General features: G+C 53.3%; 6 protein-coding genes and 1 pseudogene. 5 read left to right on the top strand and 2 right to left on the bottom strand.

Going from position 1 to position 12,646, the window contains the following annotated elements; translation table 11 throughout:
• Window positions 1–22: 22 nt before the first annotated feature.
• Window positions 23–907: a DMT family transporter gene (locus ACLHDD_RS04950; RefSeq protein WP_427103179.1), complete on the bottom strand. Its 885-nt coding sequence runs from the start codon at window positions 905–907 to the stop codon at window positions 23–25.
• 171 nt (window positions 908–1,078) lie between these two features.
• Here ACLHDD_RS04950 and ACLHDD_RS04955 point away from each other — a divergent pair, with 171 nt between their 5' ends.
• Window positions 1,079–1,807, top strand: a complete 729-nt coding sequence (locus ACLHDD_RS04955) for a glutamine amidotransferase (protein WP_427103180.1) — start codon at window positions 1,079–1,081, stop codon at window positions 1,805–1,807.
• On the opposite strand, the gene ACLHDD_RS04960 is transcribed toward ACLHDD_RS04955, so the two are convergent.
• Window positions 1,795–2,358, bottom strand: a complete 564-nt coding sequence (locus ACLHDD_RS04960; RefSeq protein WP_427103181.1) for a class I SAM-dependent methyltransferase — start codon at window positions 2,356–2,358, stop codon at window positions 1,795–1,797. The genes ACLHDD_RS04955 and ACLHDD_RS04960 overlap by 13 nt on opposite strands.
• 232 nt (window positions 2,359–2,590) lie before the next feature.
• Here ACLHDD_RS04960 and exaC point away from each other — a divergent pair, with 232 nt between their 5' ends.
• From exaC to ACLHDD_RS04980, 4 genes and pseudogenes are all read left to right on the top strand, one after another.
• Window positions 2,591–4,111 (top strand): acetaldehyde dehydrogenase ExaC, encoded by a 1,521-nt coding sequence (gene exaC, locus ACLHDD_RS04965; RefSeq protein ID WP_427103182.1) that lies wholly within the window; start codon window positions 2,591–2,593, stop codon window positions 4,109–4,111.
• A gap of 2,006 nt (window positions 4,112–6,117) precedes the next feature.
• Complete coding sequence (locus tag ACLHDD_RS04970; protein ID WP_427103183.1) at window positions 6,118–7,509, top strand: inverse autotransporter beta domain-containing protein; 1,392 nt, start codon at window positions 6,118–6,120, stop codon at window positions 7,507–7,509.
• Between the two features lie 8 nt (window positions 7,510–7,517).
• Window positions 7,518–10,886: an invasin domain 3-containing protein gene (locus ACLHDD_RS04975; protein WP_427103184.1), complete on the top strand. Its 3,369-nt coding sequence runs from the start codon at window positions 7,518–7,520 to the stop codon at window positions 10,884–10,886.
• Window positions 10,887–11,597: 711 nt separating this feature from the next.
• Window positions 11,598–12,574 (top strand): annotated as a pseudogene (locus tag ACLHDD_RS04980) (tyrosine-type recombinase/integrase); the annotation flags it as partial.
• Window positions 12,575–12,646 lie beyond the last annotated feature (72 nt).

A 12,646-nucleotide genomic window follows, 5' to 3' on the forward strand; every position in this document is an offset into this window, starting at 1 on the left:
TTTTTAAGCATAGCATGCGGTATCAGCGCCGCCGCAGACGCGGGAAGCGGGCGTGCATCCGCAGATTACGCAGGTTCAGTACCGCGATAGCCGTACCCAGCACCACCAGCGATGCACCGATAATCTTAAAGCTGTTGAGGCTGTCGCCCAGTACCACAATGCCCATCAGTACGGACAGAACCGGTGTCAGCAGTGAGTAAGGCATGATCAGATTGACGTTGTACTTCTTCAGCAGCATGTACCACAGCGTATAGGCGACAATCGACGATGCGATGGCGCTATAGAGAATGGCGAACCAGCCGCGCCAGCCGGCATGTTGCAGGGCATAAAGCTGGTGAGATTCCATCACCAGACTTGATCCGCCGACAATCGGTATGGCCAGAAACGCAATCCATCCGGTCATGGTCAGTGGCTTAATCGGCGGTGATTTTTTTACAATAAGATTACTGACCGCCCAGCCGGTGGCGCTGCACAGCAGCAGGCAGAGCACCCACCATGACGGAATCGTTGGGCTGCCGGATAACACCACCACACCGCTCAGCGAAATCATAATGCCCATCAGCTGCACCAGCTTCAGATTCTCTTTGAGCACCGCCATTGCCAGCAGCATCGCAATTGGTGTGCCCAGTTGCACGACAATCGCACCGGTGCCGGCATCGGTATAGCGCAGGCCGACGAACAGAAGCGAGAAGTGCATAAAGCCGAACGTGAAGGCCAGCAGCAGCAGCCAGGGCAATTGCTGACGGGTGATGCGGCAGAAGGGCACCAGCACGATCGCAACCACCACAAAGCGCATAAACGTCAGAAACAGCGGCGGCAGCTCAAGCAGGCCCCATTTCACCGCGACGTTGTTAAAGGCCCAGATTGAAACCACCATCAGAATCAGTAAAAAATGCCGCACAGCCACGATAATTTCCTTTCAATGTTTTTGCATAGCCTGCTAATGATGGCACGAACTCCGGCAATCCCGCTAATCGCCAGCGGAAATTTTCTGCGTCTGTACCGTCATCCGATAAGACATTTAACACCGTTGATGGCAGACTGATTTCACACGACTTCTGAGAGGATCCGATCCGGTATGAACCCTGCGTCCGTCTTACCCCTTGCAATCATTCAGCTTGAAGTCCCGCCTGCCGATGTTGTCGCACAGATCGGCGAACAGCCACGCTGGTTCATTGATGCGCTGGATCTGCAGCCGGATGATTACCTGATTGTCCGCCCTCATCTGGGCGAGGCCCTGCCCGATTTTGACCAGATTTCCGGCGCGATCCTCAGCGGCTCCTGGGCGATGGTGACCGATCACGCAGACTGGAGTGAACGCAGCGCCGCCTGGGTGCGGGCGGCTATCGACTATCGCCTGCCATTGCTGGGCGTCTGTTACGGTCATCAGTTGATGGCTTATGCGCTGGGCGGCACGGTAGCGGACAATCCTCAGGGCTGGGAGCGCGGCCTGTTACCGATTCGCTGTACGGAACAGGCGCAGCGCGATCCTCTGCTGCAGAAGCTGCCTGCCGGATTCAGCGTCTGGCTATCGCATCGCCAGTCGGTAGTCACCGCGCCGCCTCACGCTCAGGTGCTGGCCACATCTGAACTTGATGGGTGTCAGATTCTGCGTTACTCGCCGCAGGCCTTATCAGTGCAGTTTCATCCCGAATTCTCCCGGCGGATTATGGACGCCTGTCTGCCGTCGGGTACGGTTGAAGAGGGCGGCGGATGCAGGATAGAGGGCAAAGACTGGGCGCGTGCGTTACTGGTCTCATTCTGGCAACAGACACGCCCAGCTTTCAGGCAGGTTCAGGGCGCATAGTGACGCGTACAGCGGTAGACCCAGGCAGGAGGCACATTCTTCAGCACCCGCTGACGTTCCCAGGTGAAGTAACGTGACAGGTCTGGTTGGGTCAGTGATGTGTACTGGAACTGTACAAAAACGCCGTCCGGCCTGAGCGCGTTAAACACCGCACGCAGAATGGCTTTGCGCAGTTCGGGCGGTAAGGATAACAGCGGCAGGCCGGAGAGGATTGCATCGTACTCGCCATTCAGATACTCCGCTGAACAGGTGCGCACGGTCATGCGGGGATCGCTGAGGGCGGCAAGATTATCTGCCAGCGTGGTGCTGATCTCAAAGGCATCCAGCGTGGCATCAGGGGACATCTGCGCCAGTATATGCCGCGTCAGTACCCCATCGCCAGCGCCGAGTTCGGCGACACATAACGTTTCAGACCACCCGACTGCCCCGGTCATTGTACGACAGAGGGTCTCTGATGACGGGGTGATACTGCCCATCATGCGCGGGTTACGAATAAACTGATGCACGAAATTGGCTTTGGTGCGCATTAACGTCATAGCTGAAGCCAGCATACTCATCTCCGTAATCTGATCATCCTCACGTTGACCTCGCTCTGCTGCACGAGTTTCCCGCGCTGCCGCTTCGCATAGGAAAGTCAGAGCATTCCTGGCCTATCAGGGAAACGCCTATTCCTTCGGAGCGGTCACAGTTTCAGCGTGAAAGACCTGACACGCTCCTGATGTTGCATCATGTTAATAACAAGTTTCATTGTTGTTGCATAAATCATCTTTCAGGAGAATGACCATGCGTTACGCCGCCCCCGGAGAACAGGGTTCTCTGATTACGCTACAAAAGAATTATGGCAACTTCATTAATGGTGAATTCGTCGCGCCGGTAGGGGGAAACTACTTTACCAATACCTCGCCGGTGAATGGATCAGTAGCCGGTGAGTTCCCGCGCTCGGACAGAGCCGATGTGGATAACGCAGTTGCCGCCGCCACCGCCGCCGCTGACGCCTGGGGAAAAACCTCACCGCAGCAGCGCTCATTGCTGCTGTTGAAAATTGCCGATCGGCTGGAGCAGCATCTGGAAACGATGGCGGTATATGAAACCTGGGACAACGGCAAACCGGTACGCGAAACGCTGGCGGCTGATATGCCGCTTGCGGTCGATCATTTCCGCTACTTTGCGGGCTGTCTGCGGGCACAGGAGGGGAGCGCGGCAGAGATCGATGAGTTTACGGCGGCCTACCATTTCCATGAACCCCTGGGTGTAGTGGCGCAGATTATTCCGTGGAACTTCCCACTGTTAATGGCAGCCTGGAAACTGGCTCCGGCGCTGGGTGCGGGTAACTGTGTGGTGCTGAAACCCGCTGAACAGACGCCGCTGTCGATTACGGTCTTTGTGGATTTAATAAAAGATCTGCTGCCGCCCGGCGTACTGAATGTCGTGCATGGATTTGGTAAAGAGGCGGGTGAGGCGCTGGCTTCACATTCCGGCATCGCCAAGGTAGCCTTTACGGGTTCTACGGCCACCGGCGGCCATATTCTGGAGCTGGCGGCGAAAAGCCTGATTCCGTCCACCGTCGAACTGGGCGGAAAATCCCCTAACATCTTCTTTGAAGACATTATGCAGGCGGAAGAAAGCTTTATCGAGAAGGCCGCTGAGGGGGTGGTGCTGGGCTTCCTGAATCAGGGGGAAGTCTGTACCTGTCCATCCCGCGCGCTGGTGCAGGAGTCAATTTATGAACCCTTTATGGCCGCCGTGATGAAACGGATTAAAACCATCAAACGCGGCGATCCGCTGGATACCGACACCATGGTCGGTGCGCAGGCCTCGCAACAGCAGTTTGACAAAATACTCTCTTATCTTGAGGTTGCGCGTCAGGAAGGGGCGGAAGTGTTGACTGGCGGTGGCATTGAGAAGCTGGATGATGCGCTCAACAGCGGTTACTACATTCAGCCGACGCTGCTGAAAGGCAACAACAGCATGCGGGTTTTCCAGGAAGAGATCTTCGGACCGGTCATCGGCATCACTACTTTTAAAGATGAAGCGGAGGCCATCAGTATCGCCAACGACTCCATTTATGGTCTGGGTGCGGGTGTCTGGACCCGCGATATCAATCGCGCATACCGGGTAGGCAGGGCGATTAAAGCGGGGCGCGTCTGGACTAACTGCTATCACCTCTATCCGGCACATGCTGCCTTCGGGGGGTATAAGAAGTCAGGCATTGGTCGTGAAACCCATAAAATGATGCTGGACCACTATCAGCAGACTAAAAACCTGCTAATCAGCTACAGCATTGAACCCCTGGGTTTCTTCTGACCGGCTGACACTGCCTGGCGTTATCTTGCCACCTGCTATACAGAACCACGCTCCGGCGTGGTTTTTTTGCAGTCAGAGTGGCTGTTGGCATGACAAATCGCAGTAGAAAAGGTTAGTGATCGTAATGAAATCCTGAGGATATTAAGGCCATCTTCGCGCTTATCTCAAGGTCAGGCAGATGCTTTGTGCTAATTAACCGGTAGCGGATTCTGACATTGTCATTAAACGTACTGGCGCAGTTTACACCATCACTTACTCACCGACGTTAAGAGGGCAGAATAAAGATTTCTGATTCACAGTTCTGCTTCACTATACTGAACGAGTATTATATGAGAATCCTTGTTTCCAGAATGTAAATATTTTTCTTTCTAAAATAACTATTGAGCCTGCAGGATATATCAGTACGAAAAAAACGCAGGTTAAACGCATGAAAAAAATATTCAGAAACTCATTTCGCATGAAAAAGAAAGGGGGTATTAACAGGGTTTCTATTTTCTCTGGTTTTATAAAAGCATTGGGCCGATGAAAATGGCGTCGGCAATGTCAGCGACAATGAAAGGTGAGCCAGTCAGTAAGGTGATTTTTACCACAAGCCCGACCGCGTTGAGAGGATAGGCTGATTGCTTTTATATTAATGCTTATCCTGATATTCACAGGATAAGATTGAACAACGATTGCCCTCTGAGCGTTTTTCATGTGCGGGGGGGCATGATTCTGCAGGACCGGGATTATGCACTCAGTCAGCCTCCGGTTGGCGGCAGCATTTAAGCGGAAGAGTAACCACTGAATCATTTTTTGGGCGGAAATGTTTTAGAGTTAACAGCAGGCTCTGCGTTTGTCATGCTGCAGAACAATTGCACGGCTGTGAAGATGATATACACCCTCTGCTGGACGTATGTGTAACAGGGGTTCATCAGGCAGGTGTCTGGAAAGCGCGTATCCGGACAGGGCTCCCCTCAGCTACAGATAGCAGCCTGTCACCGGATTATCTTTTTCCTTAGTGCTGCCCCGGTGTGCAGAGGCAATTTTTATCCTGTCAGGAAGATAACGCAACGCGCTTCAGGCATGACCACCGGCATAGCGCGTTGGTATGCGACCGAATGCAGAGGCCGCGAACGACACGGGCCCAGGCAGGGCATCAGATCAGGCCAGACTATTTCACTGCCATGCAGGGACTTTACGGGGCGTTCTTTCATAATGAGAAGAGATGCAGAGAATATCGATGTGGAAATAGTGCGATGTCTGGCATTGTTAAAGCAACATTCCCATCCGATATTTAAATCAGTAGCTGATGCCTGTCCCAGTCAGATTTTTCAGTGAACATCTGCACCGGGAGGATGCATTTATCTCTTCTCGGTTTTTAAATCTATCTGGTCGTTAAACAGAACATACGTCCTGATGATTTTTAGTGTTATCTTCCTTAAACTGCTTCTGTTAAATTAACGCTTTTCTAAGGCTGGTCTGACCCATCCGGAATGTCGCATACCGGAAATGAATTTTCTGTATCCGGTCTGTTTTTCATCCAGCGAGCACTAAGAATGGTTACGCGTGTGGGTGATCAGTGATTGGGCAGATTCTCCCGCAGACTGCGTTTCAATTAAATGCGCTTTGTTCCGTCCGTTTAATCAACTTACCGGCAGGATGTACTGTCGCAGATTTGTCAGCGTGACATAAAGCAGAGACGGCGGTGAATCCTGCCCCGGGATTGGCATAGACTGAATAACGGCGGGTCCGAATCTGTCATTATTAGTGGTATAGGGATTTTCAGCCTGCGATCAGAAAGTCCATCAATGAAAAGCAGATGGCGGCAGGGAGGACGTTACGATGTTCAATGAGAAGAAAAGTTGCGTGGTCAGTTATAATGACGCGTTTTAATCTGATATAGTATGGCTTTGTTACTCACCGTTATTAAAAAGTTTTCTGATTGTCAGTAGCCCATTGCGCTTTTCTTTGCGCTTATGGGCCTCGGGTTTGTCGGGTTTTTTCCCTCTTCGGTAATGACTTAAATGAAAAAAATAAAATCATACGCATCAAACCCGGTCAGTCAGACTTTTTTTTCAACCTGCTTTCGGCCGCTTGCCTGGCTCAATATTGCTGTCCAGGCCAGCTTTCCCCTCGCAATCGCATTCACGCCTGCCATCGCCGCAACAGCCGGGCACGCTTCTCTCCAGCCTCCTGCTTCTCTGTTTACCCAGCGCACGCGTGTCTATACGCTGAAAGAGAATGAAACGGCAGCCTCTGTCGCGGCAAAGTATGACCTTACACTACAACAGCTTGGTGCGCTTAATCAGTTCCGCACTTTTGCACGCGGACTGAATGGCCTGAAGCCCGGCGATGAGGTGGATGTACCGGCTGTCACACCAGCGGATAAACCCTTGTTTACGTCGCGTTCAGCGGGTGACACATCGGGTCCCCCGGACACGCACGACGGGAAGTCTGCCGGACATGACAACAGCAATGAGCACGCGCGCAGAGTGGCAGGCTATGCTTCTCAGGCAGGGAGTTTCCTGGCGGGCAGCGCCAGAAGCGATACGGCCGCCTCCAGAGTGCGCGGCATGGCCACGAATGAGGCAGGTGGCGCGCTTCAGGCGTGGCTCAGCCAGTTCGGTACCGCCCGGGTTCAGCTGGATGCGGACAAAAACCTCTCCCTGAAGAACTCCCAGTTTGACCTGTTGATGCCGCTGTATGATCAGGGAAGTGACCTGGTCTTCGCGCAGGGTAGCCTTCACAGAACAGATGGCCGGACCCAGGCTAATCTCGGGACTGGCCTGCGCTATTTCACCCCCACCTATATGCTGGGTGGAAACCTATTTGGTGACTACGACCTTTCCCGGGACCATGCGCGCGCGGGCGCCGGTCTTGAGTACTGGCGTGACTTTCTGAAGCTGGGTTTCAATGGTTATAAGCGCCTGACCAACTGGAAAGACTCACCTGATCTGTCTGACTATCAGGAGCGACCGGCAAACGGCTGGGATGTGCGGGCACAGGCCTGGATGCCTGCACTGCCGCAACTGGGTATCAAGCTGACGTACGAGCAATATTACGGGCGGGAGGTCGCCTTGTTTGGCATCGACAACCGCCAGAAGGATCCGCATGCCATTACAGCAGGCATTAACTATACGCCGGTTCCGCTGATTACGCTGGGAGGAGAGCAGCGGCAGGGGCAGTCGGGTCAAAACGACACGCGATTTACTGTGAACATCAATTATCAGCTTGGTGTGCCGTGGCGTCGCCAGGTGGACCCGGCGGCCGTGGCCGCGATGCGAAGTCTGGCGGGCAGCCGGTATGATCTGGTCGAACGCAACAACAATATTGTGCTGGAATACCGCAAGAAAGAGGTCATCAGGCTGCATACCGTGGATCTTATCACCGGTAAAGCGGGGAACAGAAATCATTAGGGGTGTCTGTGACCTCAACCTACGGGCTGGCCCGGATTGACTGGGATGCCCCCGCGCTGATCGCCGCTGGCGGCAGGATTGTGCAGAATGGCGCAGAGTATGCTGTGGTGCTTCCGGCCTATCAGCTCGCATCACAGGCGGTAAACACCTACTCAATAAGCGGCATCGCCGTCGACGTTAAAGGAAACCGCTCTGACCGGAGTGAAACTCAGGTAACCGTTCAGGCGCCGGAGGTTAACAAACAGTACAGTACCTTTACACCTGCAAGCAGCGTACTGCAGGCGGGCGGAAAGGGTACGCAGGTGCTGACGCTGACACTGAGAGATGAAAACAATCAGGTCGTGGATGTTGATGTACAGGATATCAGCCTGACTAAAAGTGTCTTAAAAAGCGCGCTGGTATCCGCAATCACTAAAAAATCACCGGGCGTTTATACCGTGACCGTCACGGCGGGTAATGATGTCGAGAACGTCACGCTGACGCCGATCGTCAGTGGCATCACGCTCTCTTCAGCCACGGTGGCCATCAGTGATGCGCTGCCTGATGCAGAGCGGTCTACATTTACGGCAAATCCGGAGAGTATTGCGGCCGATAACACGGTTACCTCGACGCTGACGCTGGTCGCGAAGGATGCCAGTGATAACGCCCTGACAGGTCTGAAGGATAACCTGACATTTCTGGTCACCGACAGTAGTGGAAAAACACCTGCCAGTGGGGTGATTACAGAAAGCGCTATAGCAGAAAGCAGCACCAGGGGGATCTACACTGCAACCCTGAAAGGGACGGTGCCGGGCAGATACAGCGTGACCCCGCTCTTTAAGGGGACCGCACTGGGCAATCTGAGCGCGACAGTGACGCTCACCTCAGCCACGCCAGTTCAAGGGCAGTCGGCCATAACCACTGACGCGACCACCTACCTTTCCGGTGCAGAGATGGCGGTGACGGTGACGCTAAAAGATGCGCAGGATATTGCTGTGACGGGTGCCACTTCACTTCTGACAACAGACACCGTGATAGTCGCTAATGCGGTGCTCAAATCCGGCAGCGGCTGGAAGGATAACGGTAACGGGACCTATACGGCGATCTATGTGGCCAGCACGGCGGGCGTTAACCTCCGGGCGACACTGAAACTGAACGGCTGGAGCGGAAGTGCGGAATCGGAACGCTATGCCATCACATTGGCCACGCCGGATCAGGCGAAGTCAGCTATCAGAACGGACGCGACCACCTATCTCGACGGCGCAGAAATGACGGTAACCGTCACGTTAAGAGATGCACAGGGAAATGCGGTGACCGGTGCCGCCGCCTCGCTGACGGCAGAGGTCGTAACCGTGGCGGATGCCACGCTGAAATCAGGCAGCAGCTGGCGGGATAACGGTGACGGCACCTACACGGCTACGTACAGGGCCAGCAGAGCAGGAGCAGGACTGAAAGCGCTTCTGAAGCTGAGTGGCTGGAGCGGAAGCGCGGAGTCATCGGCTTACACGATCACGCCAGCAACGCCGGAGCAGACAAAATCCGCGATAGCCGTGAATAACGCGACCTACCTTGCCGGCGCCGACATGACGGTGACCGTGACGCTCAGGGATGAGCAAAATGTTGCTGTGACCGGCGCATCTTCGCTGCTGACGTCAGAGGCGGTCACAGTTGCCAACGCTGTACTGAAGTCAGGCAGCAGCTGGCGTGACAATGGTGATGGCACCTACACGGCGACCTATATTGCCACCACGACGGGCACGGGACTGAAGGCAACGGTGAAGCTGAGCAGCTGGAGCGCAGGCGCGGAGTCAGCCGCCTACAGCATCACGGCCGCTGCCCCGGATCAGGCGAAGTCGGCCATCAGAACGGATGCGACGACCTACAACGCAGGTGCGGACATGACGGTGACGGTGACGCTGAAAGATGCACAGGACAATGCGGTGACGGGGGCTGCGTCATCGCTGACGGGCGGCGCGGTCAGCGTGGCGAATGCGGTGCTGAAGTCCGGCAGCAGCTGGCGGGATAACGGTGACGGCACCTACACGGCGACCTATATGGCCACCACAGCGGGCACCGGACTGAAAGCGACGGTGAAGCTGAGCAGCTGGAGCGGAAGTGCGGAGTCAGCCGCCTACAGCATCACGGCCGCTGCAGCGGATCAGGCGAAGTCGGCGATTGCTGTGGATAACACCACCTATGTGTCCGGTACTGAGATGACGGTGACGGTGACGCTGAAAGATGCACAGGACAACGCGGTGACGGGGGCTGCGTCACTGCTGTCGGGGGGCGCGGTCAGCGTGGGGAATGCGGTGCTGAAGTCGGGCAGCAGCTGGCGGGATAACGGTGACGGCACCTACACGACGACCTATATTGCTACCACGGCGGGCACGGGGCTGAAGGCGACGGTGAAGGTGAGCAGCTGGAGCGCAGGCGCAGAGTCAGCAGTCTACAGCATCACGGCCGCTGCGCCGGATCAGGTGAAGTCGGCCATCAGAACGGATGCGACGACCTATAACGCAGGTGCGGACATGACGGTGACGGTGACGCTGAAAGATGCACAGGACAACGCGGTGACGGGGGCTGCGTCACTGCTGTCGGGGGGCGCGGTCAGCGTGGGGAATGCGGTGCTGAAGTCGGGCAGCAGCTGGCGGGATAACGGTGACGGAAGCTATACCGCGACCTATACAGCGACTACGGCGGGCACCGGCCTGAAGGCGTCACTGAGGCTGAGCAGCTGGAGCGGAAGCGCGGAGTCAGCACCTTATGATATTGTGCAGCAAACAGAAGCGCCTGCCTCTATCAATACCCAGGCTGACGCGCACACCTTTAGTATTAGTGGTGAGGAAGGCACTTTCCCTACAACCGGTTTCGCGGGGGCCACCTTTACGATTGTTCCTCAAAACAGCGTGGATGCTTCGGAATATAACTGGTCGTCAAATGTGAGCTGGGTCTCCGTCACCAATGGCGTCGTGACTTTCACAGGGACAGGGAATGGCGACAAGGTTGTTATTACCGGGTCACCCACAAACCCGCAAAATAAAACCATTCGTTATGCGTTCACGCTGAAAAGCTGGTACATCAATGACCAGTCAGTACAGATGACCTGGGACCAGGCGAATGTTTACTGCCAGAGCCAGAGTGGTTACAGCCTGCCAACGGTGGCGCAGATGTCGCTGAACTCAGGCTATGTTGCAACTCAGACGCGGGGCGTCGGCGCGTTGTGGAATGAATGGGGAAATGTGACGCATTACAGTGGAGCAGGTTTCTTCGGCAGCAACTACTGGTCATCAGAACCTGACAGCAGTGGTGGGCACTATTATATCGATTTAGGTGCAGGCTATATCCATAACGACGTTGGAAGCGTGACTGATATCGTCACCTGTAACCGGAGTCTTTAAGTGACGGCGTTACAGGGGGTGACGCGGCCTGAGAACGGTGCTGCTTTCCAGGTCTGTCAGATTCAGGCCAGCAGCAACGGGCAATAACCGGCTTGCAGAGAAGGCTGTCGGGTGACCGGCCTCTCTGTGATCAACGGGCCGGTTTAGCCTCAGGGTAGGGGCGCCAGCCAGAAGGGATTTACGATTGTGCGAGGGCCATGACGCGCACAATCGTGGATCATGACGCCCGGCAAAGACATTAAGTTAATAAAAACGCCACGCGATACCGTGGCGTTTTTATTAATATCTGTCCTGCAATGATATATTGCAGGACAGCTATACCTTTTCACTATAAACATGTTGAGACTGACAGGATGCTCACAGATGGCTGTAAAGTGGGGCGGGCTGGCCTTACTGGCAGCCAAGGCGTAATGTACACGCTGCCCGTGCTGTCTGAGCGCGAAAAAAACGCGCAATGTCTCATCAACATTAAAGCTTGTGGTTATTCAGCATGTTTTCCACGATTCTGACATCTCATGACGCCACGCCGTGAACGGAATGGCTGTGAAGGATTATCTTCACTGTGTTGTTACAGGCGGCGAAAAAAATCCACGCGGATGCGTGGATTGCAGGGGGTTTATGAGCTTCATGAGATGTTCTGACACCTTATGAAGCTCACAAAACTAATGGTTGCCATTGCTTATAGAATCTAATGGAAGCAAGAGCTAGTGATTCGGTTATCATTTTGCTGGCAAACCAAAAATGATCTCGCTGGGTGTGTATCCGACGATCACACTTGCTGATGCCCGTTTCCGTCGTGACGATGCTTGAAATCTGGTCACCGAAGATAAGAATCCGATTGAAATTTAAAAAGAACAGAAGATTGCTTTGCAAACCGAGTCTGAAAACGCGTTCGAGAAGATAGCGGCAAAGTGGCACCTGATGAAGTCGGCCAAATGGTCGGCAGGATATGCCTCTGACGTCATGAAAGCGTATCAGAACAACATCTTCCCTTATTTAGGGCGAGACCTGTCGGCAAATTAAACCTTTAGGATTGCTTATTGTGCTGTGTTAGAGAAAATGCGTAAAGTACGGCAGCGTTACTTTAAGGTTTATCGCTATACGATAGCTACATGAAGGGCAGTATTTATTTCTGCGGCAAATCTCAGAATTTTTCTTGAAGTACATTAATCTAATCATTTTCCGTTCTTATAGGCTAATGAGATACATAATTTTATCGCGCTTTAAATAGTTACCATAGAAGTCGGCTTATTCTGATTGCTACAAAATTACTCATGATTACAGGGGGAGCTATCGAATTATGTGAGATCTTCTGGTCAGGAATTGATTTAGATAATGCTATTTAAAAGCTTATGCTGAAAGGATGGGTAATGCGTAGGCCACATCTTGTGCCATTGTCTATTCAGGTGTTAGATTTACTGAATGAACTAAAATCATGAAAAGGAATTATCGTTATGTTTTTAGGGGTATGGTGATACTAATAAATCTATGAGTAAATTAAACATAAATAAATTGATAAAAAGGATTTATTATGGTTGTCGGTCTGCGAGGCGTGGGTTCAGAAATACTTTATAAACAATACTTCGTGAAATGTCCTAGATTTTTTTTGGGTTGAGTTGAAGTTTGCTCGGGTTGATAAAAGAAAAGAGGAGTGTATATACTATGTCCAATCCATTGGAGAAAAATGAAGGATGTTGCAATGCAATGCAGATTCAGTATCTCACTTTTAATTAAGATTTTAGGATAAGGCTTTGAAATCT

The organism is Pantoea sp. NSTU24 (genome assembly GCF_050157905.1).
Lineage (GTDB): Bacteria > Pseudomonadota > Gammaproteobacteria > Enterobacterales > Enterobacteriaceae > Pantoea.